Below are 18,013 nucleotides of genomic sequence, written 5' to 3'. Positions count from 1 at the left end.
TGACAGTGGCCATCGGTGGCGTGCGCCAGCGCCACGCCTTTCGACTGGTGGGCGCAGAGCTCTGGCTGTTCTCCCATCCGGGCGGTCTGCGTCTGGAGGATCGAACTCATGCGCTGATCGACAGTCAGACCAGCGTCGGCTCTGGCACCTTGAAAGCGCCGATGGACGGCGCCATTGTCGACGTCCTGGTCAGCGAAGGCAGCGCGGTCAGCAAAGGTCAGTTGCTGGTGGTACTGGAGGCAATGAAAATGGAGCACCCGCTAAAGGCCGGCATCGACGGCGTGCTCAAGCGGGTGCAGGTCAAGGTTGGCGATCAGGTAAAAAATCGTCAGGTTCTGTTGCAGGTCGAGTAGTCGCCCACACACCGATGCGGGTTTTGACTACGCTCTGAGATATCAGAACGCGAAAATCAGGAACCCTGCGATGCCCCACTGGCTGGTCATAGATCTGGAAGCCACTACCGACGAGGGTGGCTGGCCGGTCACCGAAATGGAAATTATCGAGATCGGCGCCACCCTGGTTGATCGTGCCGGACGCGAGCAGGATCACTTCCAGCGCTTCGTCAAACCGACGCGGCGCCCCTTGCTCACCGCGTTCTGCCGCGAACTGACGCACATCACCCAAGCCAATATCGATGCCGCGCAACCGCTGCACGACGTCTGGCCGGTGTTCGAGCGCTGGCTGGCCCAGCACCAGTCGCGCCTCGAGGGCTGGGTCAGTTGGGGCGATTACGATCGCAAGCAGTTGCTGCAGGAATGGCAGCGACTGCAACTCGACAGTGGCCTCAGCCGTGTGCCGCACATGAACCTCAAACAGCGCTTCGCCAAGGCCCGCCGCCTCGAGCGGCCACTGGGCCTGAACGGTGCGCTGCAACTGGCCGGCCTGCAGTTCAGCGGTCAGCAGCACCGGGCGCTTGAGGACGCGCGCAACACGGCGCGGTTATTGCCACTGGTGTTGCCGCTTTAGAGACGTGACGAGGCTGAAAGCCTTGGGCATACTGGCCGGCCCCTTTTCAGCCCTTTTCGAGGAATCGCCCATGTTTAAAGTCAACGAGTACTTCGACGGCACCGTCAAGTCGATCGCCTTTGGCACCGCTGAAGGTCCGGCGACCATCGGCGTCATGGCCCCGGGCGAATACGAATTCGGCACCAGCCAGCGTGAAATCATGCACGTCGTGTCGGGCGCGCTGACCGTCAAGCTACCGGACAGCAGCGACTGGGAAACCTTCGCCGCCGGCAGCCAGTTCAACGTACCGGCCAACAGCAAGTTCCAGCTGAAGGTCGCGGTCGACACCGCTTACCTCTGTGAATACCGCGGCTGATACGGCGGTCCTGTCGAGCGCAAAAAAATGCCCGCGTCCAAAAACGCGGGCATTTATTATGGCCTGCTTATTTACTCAAGAATTTCCACCGGCATCCCGACTTCGAGTCGACCGTTACTGTCGTTGACCAGGTTCTGCCCGAACATTGCACCATCGACCGTGGCCCGATGTTTTTGCAGAGTGGCGAACGGTTCGCGGTCAGCACTGCGCTCACCGGTTTGCGGGTCAACAGTGGTCATGATGCAGCGCGAGCACGGCTTGACCACGCGAAACTCGATATCGCCGACGCGAATACGCTTCCAGCTATCCTCGGCGTAAGCCGCGCTGCCTTCGATCACCAGATTCGGCCGAAAACGCAGCATCTCCAGCGAGCGTCCGACCTTGCCGGAAAGGTCCTGCAGCGACGCGTCGCCAATCAACAATAACGGATAGCCGTCGGCGAATGCCACCTGGTCGTCGTCATGGCCAAAACCCGATTGCGTGGTGCGTGCGCGATCCAGCGGCATTTGCACCAGCCGTGTCGACTTGCCAAGAAACTCGCTGACCCAGCGCGCCGCCTCGTCGCCGGCATCCGGCACGCGCAGGGTATCGCGCCAGATGGTCACGCCGCGCAGCTCGGCGCCTTCAGCCGGCAAGGGAATATCGATGGAGCCTTGCCCGGGCGTCTCGAGTGTCAGGCCGCCATCGGCATTCCACAGTGCCGACAGCTGACTCATCCGTGCTTCGGCACGCTGGGTCAGGAATCGCCCGCTGGCCTCATCCACCAGCATCCAGCGTCGGTCGCCCGCCAATCCCAGCTTGTCCAGCTCGGCGCTTTGCAGCACTTCGCCCTTGCCGGATTTCAACGGGTAACGATAAAGCGCGCTCAGACGCAGCATGGCCAGCTCCTTGTGGTGGAAGCCGCCACCCTATACGAGCTTGAATACGGAATCAAAGGGCAACCACTGCAGGAGCGAGCGGGCTCGCTCCCCGGCGGAATGACGGTCAGGCCGGGACTTCGTCGAGCATCAGACGCTGACGCACCACGTCGACCAGTTTGTCCGGCTGGAATTTGGAGAGGAAGTTGTCGCAGCCGACCTTCTTCACCATCGAATCGTTGAAGCTGCCGGACAGCGAGGTGTGCAGCACCACGTACAGGCCACGCAGACGCGGGTCGTTGCGAATTTCGGTGGTCAGACGGTAGCCGTCCATTTCCGGCATTTCCGCGTCGGTGAAGATCATCAGCAGTTTGTCGGTCATGTGCACGCCGGTATCGGCCCAAGCCTTGAGCATGTTCAGTGCCTTGAGGCCGTCGCTGGCAATGTGCATTTTCACCCCGAGCTGGCCGAGGGTGTCGCGCAGCTGCGACAGCGCCACGTTGGAGTCGTCGACCAGCAGCACTTCACGGCCACGGGCGCGTTCCAGCACTGGATCGTCGAGTTTGTCGCGCGAGACCTTGGCGTTGTACGGGACGATTTCGGCGAGGACTTTTTCCACGTCGATGATTTCCACCAACTGATCGTCGACCTTGCTGATAGCCGTCAGATAATGCTGGCGACCGGCGCTGGTTGGCGGCGGCAGAATGGCTTCCCAGTTCATGTTGACGATGCGATCGACGCCGCCCACCAGAAAGGCCTGCACCGAACGGTTGTATTCGGTGACGATGATGGTGCTGTTCGGCCCTGGCACCAAGGGGCGCATGCCGATTGCCTGGGACAGGTCGATCACCGGCAGGGTCTGCCCGCGCAGGTTGACCACACCGCAGACAAACGGGTGACGCTGCGGCATCAGCGTCAGCTTCGGCAGTTGCAGCACTTCCTGAACCTTGAACACGTTGATCGCAAACAGCTGTCGCCCGGCCAGTCGAAACATGAGAATTTCCAGGCGATTCTCACCCACCAGTTGCGTGCGTTGGTCTACCGTGTCGAGAATGCCGGCCATCAATGACTCCTGGGCTTGTTCTGATGAATTCACTTATGTGAGGTTATCGGCTGCAAATGGCGCTTCTTGATTGTCATGACTAACCTGTGAGAAATGCCATGGACAGCCATTGATGTCACATTAACATCATGCTTTACTGGCGCAGTTATTTTCATCTGCTACTTTTATCTGTGGCGCGACCTCGGTTAGCGTCATAGGTTCCCTCGCCTAAGGGATTCCCCTAGGGACAATCAGGCCCAACCTGATATTCCCGATATCCAATAGCCATTAATGTGACGCCATTCTCATTGCATGAACGGAGTCAGGCTATTGTGTGCGATCGCAGTTCAGTGGCAACAAACCCTCTGGAAACTCCCAGTCTGTGCACTTGCACGGCCGGGCGCGATCTGTCGACGGTTCATGATCGTCGCCACACACGGCATTCCTTCATCAGACATGACGTTGTGGAGATAAGCATGCCAATCGACCGCAAAGACTGGGTACAACGCTTCCCCGAATTTCTTGTCGAGGCTGAAACGCTACTGGCCAAGTCCGAGGAGTGCCTGAGCCATCTGCAACTGATCAGCAATGACAAGGACGCCATTGAATGCATGCTCAGTACCTTGCTCAAGCTTGCTCGCCGAGCGGAGGCTCTGGCGCTGGAGTCGATCAGCGAATTTTCCCTGCACATCCACAGCCTGCTTGACCTCAATCATGCTCGTGTCGATCTTCATGATCAGGCGCTGCAAGCGTTGCAGGATTGCTTCACGCTGATGGCCTGGCAGCTCGAACTGGTCGATCAGAAAACAGGTCAACTGAGCCTGGATGAAAGCGAGCAGACTTCACTGATCGAAGCGCTGGCGTTCCAGGTCGGTCAAAGCCCGGTTCAGTCGCCGCTGCCAGGCAAACGTTTGCCGCAACTGCCTTACTCGGGCCAGGCCTGACTCATCGCCTTGGCGTTGATGGCCTTAGCCGACCCACGCGTCGAATGTCGTAATTGAATAGTCCATACCTGCCAGCGACAAAACGCTATAAATAATCAGCATTGATCATTCGCCCTTTCTCTTGTCGGCCTCAGGGTTTGCCTGTGTACCAGGGAGCACAACTTCGGGCATCGCTTGTCTGCTCCTCACCCCCGTCAAAACCGACTTTCGTCTTTATGGAACTGGCGTGCAAACCCTTGTATTTCCTTACTGAATGGACATATATAGCAAGCGCGACCAACGGTATCTTAAGTGGTATTATGTCGCCCATTACTTGTACTCAAATTAATGGCACGGTGCTTTCATTCAGAAGTTATCTGTTGAAGATTGCAAACAACCGGGACTCCCGGCCATGTTGAAACCATTGCCATATTTGACAGTATTTTCAGACAGAGACCCGCCATGCTCCGGCCGGTCTGCCCGCAGCGAACATTCATTGGCTCCATCCGCTATGTACGCCAGCCTCAAGTCAATTACCCAATGGCCCCCTTCGCGGGAAAATGCGCGTCGGTTCACACTGATATTGTCAATCGTGGCCACATTGGGCAGTTTGTTGACCTATGGTTTTTCAACTTCCTTCAGTTTGGGTCTGCTGCTACTGCAAATCGCGGCGACTGCCTGTGTCTGGGTGCAATATCGGCTGTCGCGCAAATCAATCAAGTTTCAGCCGCAGGAACTCGCCGACCGTCTGCTGCAAGTCCAGGAGAACGAACGCCATCGCCTCAGCCGCGAACTGCACGACGATATCGGCCAGTTATTGACTGCGGCAAAATTGCAGAGCGAGTGGCTCAAACGCCGTCTGCCGCCCGACTCGCAGGAACAATGCGCAGTGTTATGCGACACCCTCGAAGAGACCCTGAACAAGGTGCGCGACGTTTCGGCCATTCTTAATCCGCGCCAGTTGACCAGTCTGGGACTTGAGGCCAGCCTGCGTGCGCATCTGCTCAAGACCCTGGCCAACACCAGCGTGCAATGGAGCCTCGATTGTCAGCAGCGCCTGAATGGCATTCCGGAAGAGATGGCAGTCGCCGCCTTTCGCATCACCCAGGAAGCGGTTACCAACATTCTTCGTCATGCACAGGCAAAAAATCTGGTGGTACGCTTGCAGCGCCTGCCCGAAGGTCTGACATTATTGATCAGTGATGACGGCGCGGGATTTGCGCCAGCGACCGATCCGGGTCGCGAAGGACAACGCGGCATGGCCGGGATGGCCGAACGAATCGAGCAACTGGGTGGCACCCTGAGCGTCGTCAGCGAGCCGGGCAGAGGCACCCAGATCGAAGCACTTTTCCCGTGGGCGCCGCGCGCACTCGAACGGGCCAGTACGAATAAGGTTATGCGTTGACTTGCAATTTACTTCTGGTGGATGACCACTCGCTGATCAGGGCCGGCGTGCGCGCTCTGGTGCTGGATATTCCCGGTTACGCGGTGATCGGCGAGGCCAATGATGGTTCGCAATTGCTCGAGATGGTCGAGCAACTCAATCCCGATATTATCTTGCTGGATATCTCCATGAAGGAAACCGGCGGCCTGCAAGCGCTGCAACGCCTCAAGCGCGTGCGACCGCAGAGCAAGGTGCTGATTCTGTCGATGCACACCGATCCGGCGCTGATCATGCAGGCACTCGAGTCCGGCGCCTACGGTTACCTGCTCAAGGACACCACCGCAACGGAACTCGAACACGCCCTGGAAGCCTTGCGCAACAACGAGCGCTACTTGAGCCCGGCCATCGCCCATACCGTGATCAATCAGGCACTGACCCGTAATCAGAACCAGCAGCCGGACATTGCCGACTCACACAACCTGACGGCGCGCCAACTGGAAATCCTGCGACTGATCGTGCGCGGCAAGTCCACACGCGAGATTGCCAACGGCCTGGGCTTGAGCATCAAAACAGTCGAAACCCACCGTTCACAGATCATGAAGCGTCTGCAGATTTTCGATGTGGCGGGCCTCGTGCTGTTCGCAGTGCGCGAGCAGATCATCAGCCTTGACGACTGATCGCTTCGGTACCGCTCAACAAGGGTGAATGTTCCGGCAAATGCACGCGCAATGCCGCCGGACGCACTTCAAAGCGCAGGCTGTTGCACTCCAGTGGTTCGCCGTCGAGATTCATGCACAGCCCCTCGGCCACCTTGATTTCAACCCATGGCAAACGGGTTCGCACGAATAGATTATCCAGGCCGAAACCCTCGCTCAGCAGTGATTTCAAAGTCCCCACCAGCTCCTGTGGTGCCGGCAGGATGCTGATATCGAGCAGCCCATCATCGGCCAGCGCCTGCGGGCACAATACGTGTCCGCCGCCGGCCTGACGGCCATTGCCGATGCCCAGCGCCAACAGCTCGCCGCTCCAGTGAAAGTCCGGCCCCTGCAGTTCGCCATAGGCAGCATGCAACTCGCTGAAGCGCGACAATCCAGTGAACAGATAAGCTGCGCCGCCGAGAACTTTCTTCAAATCTTCAGACGTATTGGCCGTGACCTGACTGCCGAACCCACCGGTGGCCATGTTGAGAAAGATCTGCCCGCCAACCTCGCCCACGTCAATATCGTGCGGCGGCACATTGAGCAATTCCAGTGCTTCGGCAGGCTCCAGCGGCACCCCGGCGGCGCGGGAAAAGTCGTTGGCGGTGCCCAGGGGCAAAAGCACCAGACTGGCCTTGCCCGGCTGCGTCGCGAGCGCTTCGGCAATATCGCGCAAGGTGCCATCGCCACCGCCGGCAATGATCGTGGTGTAGCCGTCCGCTAACGCCTGTTCTACCCAGCGCTGTGCATCCCCGGCTTCCCAGGTCAGGCGCACGGCCAGTTCCCAGCCCTGCTTGCGCTTGTCTTCGACGGCGGCACGAACAGCCTCGTTGAGAGCCTGTTTGCCATGCAGAATCAACAGCGCCCGGCGCTCGTTCATTGCGTTACTCCCCAGAATCGAATCGATTGAAACATCTTGACCACTGCGGCACGCAAAAAAGCCCCGCCCTCCCTAATTAAATCCGCCTTGCGCCGCGGCCGTCCTACACGACGGTACTTTTTCTTACAAAACATGCGGAATCGGCTCAATTGACCCGCTTCGAGCATTGGGTCACCGTGTTCCGGCGTTATCAATCTTAAAATCCAATACACAAGGACGTGCATGTAATGAGTGGATACACCCACAGAGCTTCGGTCAGTTCTGGAGCCCGAATAGCCTGCAAGCGAACATTTGAAACAGCCGGTGGATGCTTCCATGCCAAGCCATGAAGCGCGAATGCCAGTGAGCCCGGTTGGACCCATCGGCGAAAGTCGTACGAACCACAAGTCCGACTTCAAAAAAAACGCCAGAACGACTGGAGAAGTTGATATGGAACCTCGTGTTACCGAGCTTGAAACCCATCTCAAATATCTTCGACGGGACATGGACGAAGTCCGGGGTGATGTCAGAGCGATCAAGCACCGGCTCGCCTATTCGGCCGGAGCCATGGCAGCGGTGCTGGGACTGCTGGGCTGGGTGGCCAACAGCCGGTTCGACCAGCTCGTCACCTTGATGAGCAATTGAACCTGTAAGTCATGGCAGGCGCCGCTTGAGTCAGCCGGCACCTGCCTTTGCAGTGCCCCGGTCAGCCCAGCAGATCGCTCAATGGAATGAAGCTTACCTCGTCGCCAGCACTCAACGTGCGACCTTCCAGTACTTCTACCAGCCCGTCAGCCCACACGGCGCTGCGCAATACCCCGGAACTCTGGTTGCGGTAAACAGTGGCCCGCCCCTGCTCGAGACGCCCGCGCAGGTATTCGCGCCGATTGCCGGCCACAGGCCAGGCAAAACCCGCTGGCACGCTGAATTTCAGTGGTTCGACGTCATGCACACCCTGGCGCCGCAACAGATAAGGCCGGGTCAGCAGAGCAAAGGTCACCAGGGTCGAGGCCGGATTTCCCGGCAAGCCAATGACCGGTACGTTGCGGAAATGACCACAGGTCAGTGGTTTCCCGGGTTTGATTGCCAACTTCCACAGTGCGAGTTCGCCCTCCTCACGCAGAGCTATGCCGAGAAAATCCGCTTCGCCCACCGACACGCCACCGGTGGAGAGAATCAGATCGACATCCTGCAACTCACCGAGCCGAGCGCGGGTAGTGGCGAGGTCATCCGGAAGAATGCCGGCATCGATCACCTCGCAGCCAAGCCGTTGCAGCCAACTGCACAGCAAGACCCGGTTGCTGTTGTAGATCTGGCCTGGCCCCAGCGTCTGACCCGGTTCCACCAGTTCGTCGCCAGTGGAAATCACCGCCACGCGAACCTTGCGCACCACCCTCAGCGCGGCGCAGCCCAGTGACGCAGCGAGACCTTGCTCGATCGGACCCAGCCGGGTTCCGGCCGGCAGAATCAGCTCACCAATGGTGGTTTCCTGCCCTTGCGGCCGAATGTTCTGCCCGGCCTTCATCGGTTCGAGGAAGCGCACTTTGCCGTCGGCCTCGACCGCAGCGTTCTCCTGCATTTCCACGCAGTCAGCGCCCGCCGGTACCGGCGCGCCAGTGAAGATGCGTGCGCAAGTGCCAAACTGCAAAGGTTGCGGGGATTGGCCGGCAAACACCTTTTGACTGACCGGTAACGACTGCCCATTCCATTGGCCGAGGTTGAGCGCGTAGCCATCCATGGCGGAGTTCGGCCAAGGTGGCAGATCCAGCGTGGAAAACAGATCTTCGCTCAGCACTCTTCCCTGGACCTGCGCCAGCGGTAGATGCTCATGCTCGACGATGGGTGAGGCCTCGGCCATTTCCAGCAAGCGCGCCAGCGCCGCTTCGACCGGCATCAAGGCTCCCGTCTTGCCCGGCTTAGCCACGGGTTTCACACGGCGCCGCCTGCTTCAGATGCGTGACGAAATTGCACGGACGATGGCGGGCGTCCAACTGCTCACCGAGAATGCCGTCCCAACCGGTGCGCACCGCATTGGTGGAACCCGGCAGGCAGCACACCAGCGTGCCGTTGGCCAGACCGGCCAGCGCACGTGATTGCACGGTCGAAGTGCCAATATCGGCGACCGAGATCTGCCGGAACAATTCGCCAAAGCCGTCGACCTGTTTGTCGAGCAGGCAGGCCACCGCTTCCGGGGTGCTGTCGCGGCCGGTGAAACCCGTTCCGCCGGTGATCAGCACCACCTGCACGACGTCGTCGGCAATCCAGTTGGCGACTTGCGCACGAATCTTGTAGAGATCATCTTTGAGCAACACGCGTTGCGCCAGGTTATGCCCCGCCGCCGTCAAGCGGTCGACGAAGACCTGGCCGGAAGTGTCGGTTTCCAGAGTCCGGGTATCACTGACAGTCAGCACCGCGATATTGAGCGGCACAAAAGGTACATCAGCCTTGGCTTTCATAGGCTCTTCCAGTTGTAGGAGAAACAGCCCGGTGTTATATCACAGCGCCCCGTTTTTTCGCCGCCCCTGTGGAGGGATGCAATGACTATCAACACGCTACCGCCGCCCTGCTCGATCCTGCTGCTGGCAGGCGGACGCGGCCAGCGCATGGGCGGTCAGGACAAGGGACTTGTGGAATGGCTGGGCGAGCCGATGATCGCGCATCTGCAGCGCAAGGTCCGTGCGCTGACCGACGACCTGATTATTTCCTGCAACCGCAATCGCGAGCGCTACACGGCTTTTGCCGATCAACTGGTCGCTGACGATGAAGGCGATTTCCCCGGGCCACTGGCCGGGATTCGCGCCGGCCTGAAAGCCGCGCGCCATACGCACTTGCTGGTATTGCCCTGCGATGTTCCGCGCATTGACGCCGCATTGCTGCAGAGCATGCGCGAGACGGCGCAGCTGAATTCTGAAAAACCTTTAATGTTGCGCCATGGCGAACACTGGGAACCGTTGCTTTGCGTGATCCCGCTGAGCCTTTCGGCGGCCTTCGAAGAGGCCTGGAATGCCGGTGAACGCAGCCCCGGCCGGGTGATGCGCAGTCTCGGTGCAACTGCCCTGCAATGCCCGGACAACGACCCGCGCCTGGCCAACCTCAACACCCCCGAACTGTTAAACGCTTACAACACTGTGTCAGACTGACACCATTCAAGGAACTCTCACGCCTTGTATACGTCTCAAGCTCAGTAACCAAAAGAATTCCCATTCGGAGACACACTCATGACTCAACGGACCCTCGCCACTTTCATGCTCGCACTGGGCCTGGCCACCCTCGCTGGTTGCTCCTCGCCTACAGTGATCACCTTGAATGACGGTCGCGAAATCCAGGCCGTCGACACCCCGAAATACGATGACGATTCGGGCTTCTACGAGTTCCAGCAGCTGGACGGCAAAGAGACCCGCATCAACAAGGATCAGGTGCGTACCGTTAAAGAACTGTAAGTTCTGGTCAACCGGATACAAAAAAGCCCGCATTGATTGCGGGCTTTTTCATGGGCGCTCGATACTGCCTGAGTGTCACCACTGCAGCGTGATCCGGCTCTCGAACTCACGCGCCTCTGCCGTCACAGGGTCAATGAATTTCAGTCCCTGCGCCAGCAGCTTCAGCGGGTTGGCGTAGTCATCCTCGACATCTTTCAACACTTGCGGATAAAACGGGTCATTGCAAATGCTCGCACCCAATGCGCTCATGTGAACGCGCAATTGATGTTTCTTGCCGGTCACTGGAAACAGCCCATAGCGCCACAGGCCGCCGTTCTTTTCCCGTACCTCTACCGCCGTTTCGGTATTGCTGACACCGGGACCTTCCTGCATGCGGAAGAACGGCTCGCCATCGACCAGACGACTTTTGTGCACCAAGGGAAATTCCAGATCAGGCAATGCCGGGGCAATCGCTTCATAACGCTTGTCGATCTGGCGCGTCGGGAACAACGACTGATAGGCCGAACGGGTCTGCGGATTGGCCGAGAAAATCACCAGCCCTGCAGTATGTCGATCAATACGGTGCAGCGGCACCAGATGAGGGTTGTCCAGGCGGCGGATCAGGCGGCGCAACAGCGTTTGCTCGACGTACTCCCCGGCCGGCGTCACCGGTAGAAAGTGCGGTTTGTCCGCTACCACCAGGTGTTCATCCGCGTACAGGATCGTCTCGACCACCGGAATCGGCTTTTCGTCCGGCACTTCGCGAAAGTAATGAATGCGCAGACCTTCCTTGTAAGCCAGGTTCACGTCGATCGGCTGACCGTTGCCATCCAGTACACGCCCTCGGGCAATCCGGTCCAGCCATTGCTCACGGCCAATGGCACTGAAATGCTCGCACAGACAATCGAGTACTGTCCGCCATTGACCCGGCGGCAGATAGAGCGTGCTGGCCTGAGCGTGGGCGGCAGAGAATGTTGGAGTGGACATATGAAAATTCGGACCCTCAATGCGAAGTCGCATTATCCAGCACTGAGGGAAACCTACCTAGCGCAGAATACTTACGCCGGGATCGACTTGAGCGCTGCGGCCTCGGTGAATTCCTTGAGCCAGCGCAGCACGTCGACCGCCTCCCAGCGACCCGGATCGTACAAGGCATAAAGCAAGCCCTGATAGCCGACCACATCCAGCTGTTTGTGGTAACCGGCACGCTGAAACAGCGCCTCGATTTCGGCGAAACAGGTGTTGAAATGCAGTTTGTTGAAAGGCGTCTTGCCCTCCGTGACCAGCCCGTCCAGGCGCAATTCAAGAACCGCCTCGCGCACCACGTCAACCGACATCCGGTTCACGCTGTTCTTCAACTGTTCGACATTGACCACGGTTCATCCCTCTGACGCATCTACTGTATAGACATACAGTAACCGAACAAACCGCATAAAGCCAAGGGATGGAAGCCGGTGGCGACCGGCGGAAAGGGGCGTTTCGAATCAACGCAGAAACGCGACCACCTCATCCGCGCTGAACGGCCAGTCCAGTTCCGCCCCGGTATCGATCCGGCGCAATACCGGAATCCTCAGGCTATAGGCCCGGAACCAAGTTTCATCGTCAGCGACATCGATCAGCTCGACCAACAACCCATGCTCGACAAAAGGCATGAGCTCGGCTTCAGCGACTTCACAGAGATGACACCCGAGAGTGCCGAACAACTGACATTCAGGAGGCATGTACGCTCAACCGCAAATGAGTGGGGCTTCATTCTAGGCCTGTGCGCAAAACCCGTCGAGCCAGCACCGCTCAAAGGGCTTCGGCGCAAAAATGCAGCCGCGCTGGCAAAACTCTGACGTAAATCAGTTCGCGAAAAATCCGATTGCGCGATGCTTCCGGTCTTTTTGCCTCTACGCTTGAAAAGCCTGAATCTGCTGCCGGAGTGTCCAGTGTTCGCCAATCTGTTGATCATCCTCGCCTCGTCTCTCGTGGTGATTGCCCTGTTCCGCCGGCTGCGATTGCCGCCGGTGCTGGGCTATCTGTGCGTCGGGCTGCTGGTCGGGCCAAGCGCATTCGATTGGGTCAACGAGAGCGAGCACTTGCCGGACGTCGCCGAGTTGGGCGTGGTGTTTCTGTTGTTTTCGCTGGGTCTGGAGTTTTCCCTGTCGAAGATGATCGCGCTGCGCCAGGTCGTTTTTCGCCTCGGCAGTCAGCAGGTGCTGATCAGCACTGCGCTGCTCGGGCTGTTGCTGATGCTGCTGGGCATGCCGGTGACGCCTGCCTTGCTGCTCGGCGCCGGGCTTTCGCTGTCGTCGACGGCGATCGTCACCAAAGAGCTGGGCAGCCTCGGCGAAGTGTTCAGCAGCCATGGGCAGAATGCGGTAGGGGTGTTGCTGTTTCAGGATGTTGTTGCGGTATTGCTGCTGACGCTGGTCCCGGTGTTCGCCGGCAGCAGCGAGCAGGCCTGGTATTGGGCGCTGCCGTTGACGCTGGGGAAAACCGTGGTGCTATTCGTCGGTCTGCTGCTGGCCAGTCGCTGGCTGCTGCCGCGGCTGTTTCATGAGGTGGCGGCCTCGCGCTCGGCGGAATTGTTTGTGCTGCTGGCGCTGGTGATCGTGCTGTTGACTGCATGGCTGACCCACCTGCTGGGCCTGTCCCCTGCCCTTGGCGCCTTTCTCGCTGGCATGTTGCTCGGCGAAAGCCATTACCGACACCAGATCGAGGCCGATATCCGGCCCTTTCGCGACATCCTGCTCGGGGTGTTTTTCGTCAGCATCGGCATGTTGATCGACCTGCAATTGTTCCTCAGCCACAGCCTGGCGATCCTCGGCCTCACCGTCGGGTTGATGATGATCAAGGGCATCGTGGTGGCATTGCTGGTGAAATGGCGCGGCAGCGACAGCGAAACCGCCTGGCGCAGCGGTCTGGCACTGGCTCAGGGCGGCGAGTTCTGCTTTGCATTGATGGCGCAGATGCAACAGAACCGCATGCTGCCCGACGGCTTGGGCGACCTGCTGCTGGCGGCGACATTCTGCTCGATGCTGCTGACTCCGCTCTTGCTGCGTGCAGCGCCACGCATCGCCGCAACTCTGCATCGCAAACCCAATCAGGAAGCGCAGATCGAAGAAATCAGCGAGCTCAACGCCGACCTCAACCAACACGTAGTGATTTGCGGCTACGGCCGTGTCGGCCAATCGATCGGGCGGTTCATGAGCAATGCCAGACAACCTTACATCGCCCTGGACAATGACCCGGTGCGCGTACAGGAAGCCACCAATGGCGAAAGTGATGTGCACTATGGCGACTCGTCACGTAGCGACCTGCTGACCGCCGTCGGCCTGCTGCGTGCGCGACTGTTGGTGATCGCCGTGGATCAGAGCGATGTCGCCCTGCGCATCCTCAAGGAAGCCCGGCGGCTGAATGCCCATGTGCCGATTCTGGTGCGCACCCGCGACGACAGCCAGTGGGCCGAATTGAAAGCCGCCGGCGCCACCGAAGTGGTGCCGGAGCTATTGGAGTCAAGCCTGATGCTCGCCTCTCACGCGTTGATCATGCTCGGATTGCCCGCGCATAAAGTGCAGGAACAAGTCGATCAAGTGCGCATCGACCGCTATCGCCTGCTGCACGGGTTTTATCCCGGTACCGACGATGCCGAGACTTAATCCTGGCTCACCGCGCCGATCTTGTGCAGCGACAGGTCGGCACCGTAGTACTCTTGTTCCTGGCTCAGGCGCAGACCATGCAATGCCTTGATCACGCCGTACACGACGAAGCCGCCGATCAGCGCCACCGCGACGCCGAGCCCGGTGCCGATCAACTGGCTGATCAGGCTGACACCGCCGATACCGCCGAGCGCGGTCTGGCCAAAGATCCCGCAGGCGATTCCACCCCACACGCCGCACATGCCGTGCAACGGCCATACCCCCAGCACATCGTCGATGCGCCACTTCACCTGAGCGGCGGTAAAGCACCAGACAAACAATGCGCCGGCGATGGCCCCGGTCAGCAGCGCGCCGACCGGATGCATCAGATCCGAACCGGCACAGATCGCCACCAAACCGGCCAGCGGGCCGTTGTGCAGAAAGCCTGGGTCATTGCGCCCGACGATCAGCGCCGCCATCGTGCCGCCGACCATTGCCATCAGCGAGTTGACCGCGACCAGACCACTGACGCCTTGCAGCGTCTGCGCGCTCATGACGTTGAAGCCGAACCAGCCGACAATCAGAATCCACGAGCCCAGTGCCAGGAACGGAATGCTCGACGGTGCGAACGCCACCAGACGTCCGTCGCGGTAACGACCATTGCGCGGCCCCAGCAGCAACACCGCCGCCAGCGCCAGCCAGCCACCCATGGCATGCACCACCACGGAGCCGGCAAAGTCATGGAACGGCGCACCGAACTGCGCCGTCAGCCAGGCTTGCAGGCCGTAGTTGCCGTTCCAGATCATGCCTTCGAAAAACGGGTAGATGAACGCGACGATCAATGCCGTGGCGCACAACTGCGGCACGAAGCGCGCGCGCTCGGCGATGCCGCCGGAAATGATCGCCGGGATCGCCGCAGCAAAAGTCAGCAGGAAGAAAAATTTCACCAGCCCGTAACCGTGATCGGCGCTCAACACCGCTGCCGGTTGCATGAACGTCACGCCGTAGGAGATCCAATAGCCTATAAAGAAATAGGCCAGTGTCGAGACGGCGAAATCGCTGAGAATCTTCGCCAGCGCGTTGACCTGGTTTTTCTGCCGGACCGTTCCGACCTCCAGAAAGGCGAAACCGGCGTGCATCGCCAGTACCATCACGGCACCGATCAGAATGAACAAGGTATTGGAACTGTGAACCAGCGTGTCAACAGCGCTTTGCAGATTTTCCATAAGCAGGCAGACCTAACGGCAGAAAAGGCACCAAAGCGGTTCATGCGCACATTTCATGCACCAAGTTGCAACCAGAGAGGCACCGAATGGCATCTTCAGCGAACTGCTTTGGCGCACCCGGTCGATGGGCTGACACGAACCGCGATCATTCGGGACAAGGTTTCCCGTGGCGTACGCCCGGCAACAGCGCACAATGGCCGGGCGACGCACCACAACACAGCAATTGTCGTACCAGTCATTTCTACTGAACCTTCGCGCAAGGCTCATACTCGAACGCTTCAGACGTCACTACGGAGATCCACCCAATGGCCAGCATCAAGGCAAAGACTGCTCAAGACATCCTGATGAACGACTTCCAGACCCTGGTCGCCGACACCGAGCGCTTGCTCGAGCACACCGCCACCCTGGCCGGTGATCAGGCCGATGAGCTGCGTGCGCAGATCCACGACAGCCTGTTGCGTGCCCGCGAAACCCTGAAACTGACCGAAGACAGCCTGCGCGAACGCGGTCAGGCTGCGGTGACCGCCACCGAGGAATACGTGTCGGCCAACCCATGGCAGTCGGTCGGTATTGCGGCCGGCGTCGGCTTTCTGATTGGCCTGCTGGCCACTCGGCGCTGATCATGTCGATCGGTGAATCCGGCCCGACTGCGGGCACCGCCTCTTCCACGCGACGCCTGGGCGCCGCCGTTCTGGGTCTGCTGCACAGTCATGTCGAATTGTTCGGCATCGAATTGCAGGAGCAGAAATCTCGCACCGTGAGCCTGCTGCTGTTCGCAGGGCTGGCCCTGGTCTTTGCCCTGTTGCTGCTGGTGGGGTTATCGACGCTGGTGATGATCGTGTTCTGGGACACGTATCGTCTGGCTGCGATCATTGGTCTATGCGTTTTTTATACGCTGGCCTCGATCTTCTGCGGACTGCGCCTCAAGGCGGCGATCTTCGATGAGTCCTCACCCTTCCACGGCACGCTCGAAGAGCTGGCCAACGACCGGGAGCGCCTGCTGCCATGAGCCATCCGCAATTGCCGCACAACAGCTCACGCCGAGAAATGCGCAAGGCACTGATTCGCCTGCGCATGGAAATGCATCGCCAGGAAATCCGCCATGAGGCCGGGCAAGTGCTGCAACCGTTGCAGCGCGTGCGCGGCATGACGCAGGGTCTGCACAGCGGTTTCGGCATCAAGCACGCGCCGTTATGGGGCGTGGCCGCCGTTACGCTGCTGGGTTTTCTTACCGGCAAAGGTGCGAAAAGCGGCGGCGGTGGCGTCAGCCGCTTGATCCGGCTCGGCACTACGCTGGGGCCACTGATCAAACTGGTCATGCAGAGCTCGGCAAAACGCTGAAGTGATCCATCTGGCTACATTCTTGCACTGACGGCGGGATGAACCTGTTATCCGCAGGTTCAATCCCGCACGCCTATCCGGCCGGCGGGGTTCATCAAAACAAGAACCAAGGAGGCCCCGTGATCGACGGGCAACCGCTCGCCTGCTTTCAACCCTTCATCGATACCGCCACCGGACTGATTGCAGGCGTAGAAGCGCTGGGTCGCCTGCGCCAGGTCGACGGCCAACTGGCTTTGGTCGGGCCGTTGTTCGCCGATCCGCGTACGCCGGCGATTGCCCTGCGCCGCCTTGACCGACAGATCCGTGACAACGCTTTGAGCCGCCTGCACGAAGCCCCGCCGGACTGGTTTCTCAGCCTGAACATGTCGCCGCGCTGGATCAGCCGCCTGCGTGCCGGGCAGGCATTGCCCAGCCTCCGGCAACTGGCGCGTCACGCGGTCGATCCGCAACGCATCGTCTTCGAAATCACTGAGCTGGGCGGCAATGACCAGCGCCTGGCCGAGGTGGTCGCGCGTTATCGCGAGGCCGGTGCCAGAATTGCCATCGATGACTTCGGTGCCGGGTACTCACAGCTCGATCGGGTGCTGGCATTGCAACCGGACATTCTCAAACTCGACATGCGCCTGTTTCAGGCCGCGGCGCTGGGCGGGCCGAGCAGTGACGTGGTCAAGGCACTGGCGCAGATGGCCGAGAAGACCGGCTGCTGGATCATTGCCGAAGGCGTCGAGACCGAAGCGCAGCTCAATTTTGCGCTGGAATGCGGATCGCGTTACGTGCAGGGTTTTCTGTTCGCCCGGGCGCAAGAGGCGTTCTTCCCCACCGATGCATTTGTGCAGGTTTTCGCCGAACTGCGTCAGCGCTATGTGCGGCAGAAACTCGCCGAGCGCGGACGACTGATGCAGATGCGCCAGCAACTGACCGAACTGATGTCGATCCTGCAAGCCTGGGCGCAGGCCCACGCACCGTTGAGCGCACTGCCACGCCTGGAGGCCTTTCCCTGGCTGCTGCGGTTTTATCAATGCGATCGCCACGGTACGCAACTGACGCCCAATCTGGAGTGGCGCCAGCAAGGCTGGGTTGCCGACAACCGTTATCTGGGCCACAACTGGTCGTGGCGGCCGTACTTCTATCACCTGCTCGCCGAGGGCTGGGAAGAGCGCCGCTTGACCCTTTCCAGCACTTACCGCGATGCCACCAGCAATCAGTATTGCCTCACCGCCGGGCAGTTTTTCGACAACGGCGAGCGCTTGCTGCTGATCGACATCGACGCTGCCGGCTTGTAGTTCCGCTTGCAGGCGCGTTCACGAACCGGGAAGCTAG

General features: G+C 59.7%; 22 protein-coding genes and 1 pseudogene. 14 read left to right on the top strand and 9 right to left on the bottom strand.

All coding sequences use genetic code 11. The annotated features are described in order from the left end of the window. Nucleotides 1–8: 8 nt before the first annotated feature. The 3 genes and pseudogenes from V6F91_RS27540 to V6F91_RS20535 form a co-directional block, all read left to right on the top strand. Nucleotides 9–353 (top strand): annotated as a pseudogene (locus V6F91_RS27540) (acetyl-CoA carboxylase biotin carboxyl carrier protein subunit); the annotation flags it as partial. Nucleotides 354–423: 70 nt separating this feature from the next. Next, nucleotides 424–966 (top strand): exonuclease domain-containing protein, encoded by a 543-nt coding sequence (locus V6F91_RS20540; protein ID WP_332767608.1) that lies wholly within the window; start codon nt 424–426, stop codon nt 964–966. Nucleotides 967–1,036: 70 nt separating this feature from the next. Next, nucleotides 1,037–1,321, top strand: coding sequence for a pyrimidine/purine nucleoside phosphorylase (locus V6F91_RS20535; RefSeq protein ID WP_007940055.1), 285 nt, complete (start codon nt 1,037–1,039; stop codon nt 1,319–1,321). A 71-nt stretch (nt 1,322–1,392) separates the two neighbouring features. Here the strand turns inward: V6F91_RS20535 and V6F91_RS20530 are convergent, their stop codons facing one another. Both V6F91_RS20530 and V6F91_RS20525 read right to left on the bottom strand, forming a co-directional pair. After that, nucleotides 1,393–2,199, bottom strand: a complete 807-nt coding sequence (locus V6F91_RS20530) for an MOSC domain-containing protein (protein ID WP_332767605.1) — start codon at nt 2,197–2,199, stop codon at nt 1,393–1,395. Between the two features lie 106 nt (nt 2,200–2,305). Continuing rightward, nucleotides 2,306–3,241: a chemotaxis protein CheV gene (locus V6F91_RS20525; protein ID WP_090284879.1), complete on the bottom strand. Its 936-nt coding sequence runs from the start codon at nt 3,239–3,241 to the stop codon at nt 2,306–2,308. Nucleotides 3,242–3,696: 455 nt separating this feature from the next. Between V6F91_RS20525 and V6F91_RS20520 the strand changes: the two genes are divergently transcribed. The 3 genes from V6F91_RS20520 to V6F91_RS20510 all read left to right on the top strand — a co-directional run bounded on the left by V6F91_RS20520 (nt 3,697) and on the right by V6F91_RS20510 (nt 6,204). Then, complete coding sequence (locus V6F91_RS20520) at nt 3,697–4,164, top strand: hypothetical protein (protein WP_332767602.1); 468 nt, start codon at nt 3,697–3,699, stop codon at nt 4,162–4,164. Nucleotides 4,165–4,654: 490 nt separating this feature from the next. Then, nucleotides 4,655–5,548, top strand: a complete 894-nt coding sequence (locus V6F91_RS20515; protein WP_332767710.1) for a sensor histidine kinase — start codon at nt 4,655–4,657, stop codon at nt 5,546–5,548. Further along, nucleotides 5,545–6,204 (top strand): response regulator transcription factor, encoded by a 660-nt coding sequence (locus V6F91_RS20510; RefSeq protein ID WP_332767600.1) that lies wholly within the window; start codon nt 5,545–5,547, stop codon nt 6,202–6,204. The genes V6F91_RS20515 and V6F91_RS20510 overlap by 4 nt, the downstream gene beginning before the upstream one ends. Here the strand turns inward: V6F91_RS20510 and yegS are convergent. Further along, nucleotides 6,188–7,105 (bottom strand): lipid kinase YegS, encoded by a 918-nt coding sequence (yegS, locus tag V6F91_RS20505; protein ID WP_332767598.1) that lies wholly within the window; start codon nt 7,103–7,105, stop codon nt 6,188–6,190. The genes V6F91_RS20510 and yegS overlap by 17 nt on opposite strands. Nucleotides 7,106–7,420: 315 nt before the next feature. On the opposite strand from yegS, the gene V6F91_RS20500 reads away from it, so the two are divergent. Continuing rightward, on the top strand, nt 7,421–7,729 hold the full coding sequence (locus V6F91_RS20500; protein ID WP_332767596.1) for a hypothetical protein: 309 nt from the start codon (nt 7,421–7,423) through the stop codon (nt 7,727–7,729). 61 nt (nt 7,730–7,790) lie between these two features. Here V6F91_RS20500 and glp read toward each other — a convergent pair whose 3' ends face one another. Continuing rightward, nucleotides 7,791–9,017, bottom strand: coding sequence for a gephyrin-like molybdotransferase Glp (gene glp / locus V6F91_RS20495; RefSeq protein WP_332767594.1), 1,227 nt, complete (start codon nt 9,015–9,017; stop codon nt 7,791–7,793). After that, a complete protein-coding gene (gene moaB, locus V6F91_RS20490; protein WP_090284891.1) occupies nt 9,001–9,540 on the bottom strand; it encodes a molybdenum cofactor biosynthesis protein B in 540 nt (179 codons plus the stop codon). The genes glp and moaB overlap by 17 nt, the downstream gene beginning before the upstream one ends. 81 nt (nt 9,541–9,621) lie before the next feature. On the opposite strand from moaB, the gene mobA reads away from it, so the two are divergent. Beyond that, the gene (gene mobA / locus V6F91_RS20485; protein WP_332767591.1) at nt 9,622–10,224 is read left to right on the top strand and encodes a molybdenum cofactor guanylyltransferase MobA; all 603 of its coding nucleotides are present in this window, start codon (nt 9,622–9,624) and stop codon (nt 10,222–10,224) included. A 78-nt stretch (nt 10,225–10,302) separates the two neighbouring features. Continuing rightward, nucleotides 10,303–10,524, top strand: coding sequence for a YgdI/YgdR family lipoprotein (locus V6F91_RS20480; RefSeq protein ID WP_016770600.1), 222 nt, complete (start codon nt 10,303–10,305; stop codon nt 10,522–10,524). Nucleotides 10,525–10,599: 75 nt separating this feature from the next. Here V6F91_RS20480 and V6F91_RS20475 read toward each other — a convergent pair whose 3' ends face one another. The 3 genes from V6F91_RS20475 to V6F91_RS20465 form a co-directional block, all read right to left on the bottom strand. Continuing rightward, a complete protein-coding gene (locus V6F91_RS20475) occupies nt 10,600–11,490 on the bottom strand; it encodes a pseudouridine synthase (RefSeq protein WP_332767589.1) in 891 nt (296 codons plus the stop codon). Between the two features lie 71 nt (nt 11,491–11,561). Next, the gene (locus V6F91_RS20470) at nt 11,562–11,879 is read right to left on the bottom strand and encodes a transcriptional regulator (RefSeq protein ID WP_003226726.1); all 318 of its coding nucleotides are present in this window, start codon (nt 11,877–11,879) and stop codon (nt 11,562–11,564) included. Nucleotides 11,880–11,987: 108 nt separating this feature from the next. Next, the gene (locus tag V6F91_RS20465) at nt 11,988–12,224 is read right to left on the bottom strand and encodes a glutaredoxin family protein (RefSeq protein WP_332767586.1); all 237 of its coding nucleotides are present in this window, start codon (nt 12,222–12,224) and stop codon (nt 11,988–11,990) included. A gap of 210 nt (nt 12,225–12,434) precedes the next feature. Here V6F91_RS20465 and V6F91_RS20460 point away from each other — a divergent pair, with 210 nt between their 5' ends. Next, nucleotides 12,435–14,147, top strand: a complete 1,713-nt coding sequence (locus V6F91_RS20460) for a monovalent cation:proton antiporter-2 (CPA2) family protein (protein ID WP_332767584.1) — start codon at nt 12,435–12,437, stop codon at nt 14,145–14,147. Here V6F91_RS20460 and V6F91_RS20455 read toward each other — a convergent pair. Continuing rightward, nucleotides 14,144–15,352 (bottom strand): ammonium transporter, encoded by a 1,209-nt coding sequence (locus V6F91_RS20455; RefSeq protein WP_332767582.1) that lies wholly within the window; start codon nt 15,350–15,352, stop codon nt 14,144–14,146. The genes V6F91_RS20460 and V6F91_RS20455 overlap by 4 nt on opposite strands. A gap of 305 nt (nt 15,353–15,657) precedes the next feature. Here V6F91_RS20455 and V6F91_RS20450 point away from each other — a divergent pair, with 305 nt between their 5' ends. The 4 genes from V6F91_RS20450 to V6F91_RS20435 all read left to right on the top strand — a co-directional run bounded on the left by V6F91_RS20450 (nt 15,658) and on the right by V6F91_RS20435 (nt 17,976). Further along, nucleotides 15,658–15,972, top strand: coding sequence for a DUF883 family protein (locus V6F91_RS20450; protein WP_090284903.1), 315 nt, complete (start codon nt 15,658–15,660; stop codon nt 15,970–15,972). Between the two features lie 2 nt (nt 15,973–15,974). Next, nucleotides 15,975–16,361 carry a phage holin family protein gene (locus V6F91_RS20445; RefSeq protein ID WP_016985474.1) on the top strand — a complete coding sequence of 129 codons (387 nt, stop codon included), beginning with the start codon at nt 15,975–15,977 and terminating at the stop codon, nt 16,359–16,361. After that, entirely contained in the window at nt 16,358–16,693 is a 336-nt protein-coding gene (locus V6F91_RS20440) for a hypothetical protein (RefSeq protein WP_208940325.1), read from the top strand. The genes V6F91_RS20445 and V6F91_RS20440 overlap by 4 nt, the downstream gene beginning before the upstream one ends. 119 nt (nt 16,694–16,812) lie before the next feature. Next, nucleotides 16,813–17,976 (top strand): EAL domain-containing protein, encoded by a 1,164-nt coding sequence (locus V6F91_RS20435; protein WP_332767578.1) that lies wholly within the window; start codon nt 16,813–16,815, stop codon nt 17,974–17,976. The last annotated feature ends 37 nt before the right edge of the window (nt 17,977–18,013 follow it).

Origin of the sequence: Pseudomonas koreensis, assembly GCF_036668835.1 — a bacterium.
In the GTDB taxonomy this organism is placed as follows: Bacteria; Pseudomonadota; Gammaproteobacteria; order Pseudomonadales; family Pseudomonadaceae; genus Aquipseudomonas; species Aquipseudomonas koreensis_I.
The sequence above is the reverse complement of the archived record's forward strand: the minus strand, read 5'-3'. Positions and strand labels throughout refer to the sequence as shown.

Bases quoted from the DNA above. Each gene is read 5' to 3' on its own strand.
- V6F91_RS20515 (WP_332767710.1), top strand. From the start codon at position 4,655: ATGTACGCCAGCCTCAAGTCAATTACCCAATGGCCCCCTTCGCGGGAA.
- V6F91_RS20500 (WP_332767596.1), top strand. From the start codon at position 7,421: ATGCCAAGCCATGAAGCGCGAATGCCAGTGAGCCCGGTTGGACCCATC.
- mobA (WP_332767591.1), top strand. From the start codon at position 9,622: ATGACTATCAACACGCTACCGCCGCCCTGCTCGATCCTGCTGCTGGCA.
- V6F91_RS20475 (WP_332767589.1), bottom strand. From the start codon at position 11,490: ATGTCCACTCCAACATTCTCTGCCGCCCACGCTCAGGCCAGCACGCTC.
- V6F91_RS20455 (WP_332767582.1), bottom strand. From the start codon at position 15,352: ATGGAAAATCTGCAAAGCGCTGTTGACACGCTGGTTCACAGTTCCAAT.
- moaB (WP_090284891.1), bottom strand. From the start codon at position 9,540: ATGAAAGCCAAGGCTGATGTACCTTTTGTGCCGCTCAATATCGCGGTG.
- V6F91_RS20480 (WP_016770600.1), top strand. From the start codon at position 10,303: ATGACTCAACGGACCCTCGCCACTTTCATGCTCGCACTGGGCCTGGCC.
- V6F91_RS20540 (WP_332767608.1), top strand. From the start codon at position 424: ATGCCCCACTGGCTGGTCATAGATCTGGAAGCCACTACCGACGAGGGT.
- V6F91_RS20450 (WP_090284903.1), top strand. From the start codon at position 15,658: ATGGCCAGCATCAAGGCAAAGACTGCTCAAGACATCCTGATGAACGAC.
- V6F91_RS20535 (WP_007940055.1), top strand. From the start codon at position 1,037: ATGTTTAAAGTCAACGAGTACTTCGACGGCACCGTCAAGTCGATCGCC.
- V6F91_RS20465 (WP_332767586.1), bottom strand. From the start codon at position 12,224: ATGCCTCCTGAATGTCAGTTGTTCGGCACTCTCGGGTGTCATCTCTGT.
- V6F91_RS20520 (WP_332767602.1), top strand. From the start codon at position 3,697: ATGCCAATCGACCGCAAAGACTGGGTACAACGCTTCCCCGAATTTCTT.
- V6F91_RS20445 (WP_016985474.1), top strand. From the start codon at position 15,975: ATGTCGATCGGTGAATCCGGCCCGACTGCGGGCACCGCCTCTTCCACG.
- V6F91_RS20525 (WP_090284879.1), bottom strand. From the start codon at position 3,241: ATGGCCGGCATTCTCGACACGGTAGACCAACGCACGCAACTGGTGGGT.
- V6F91_RS20440 (WP_208940325.1), top strand. From the start codon at position 16,358: ATGAGCCATCCGCAATTGCCGCACAACAGCTCACGCCGAGAAATGCGC.
- yegS (WP_332767598.1), bottom strand. From the start codon at position 7,105: ATGAACGAGCGCCGGGCGCTGTTGATTCTGCATGGCAAACAGGCTCTC.
- V6F91_RS20530 (WP_332767605.1), bottom strand. From the start codon at position 2,199: ATGCTGCGTCTGAGCGCGCTTTATCGTTACCCGTTGAAATCCGGCAAG.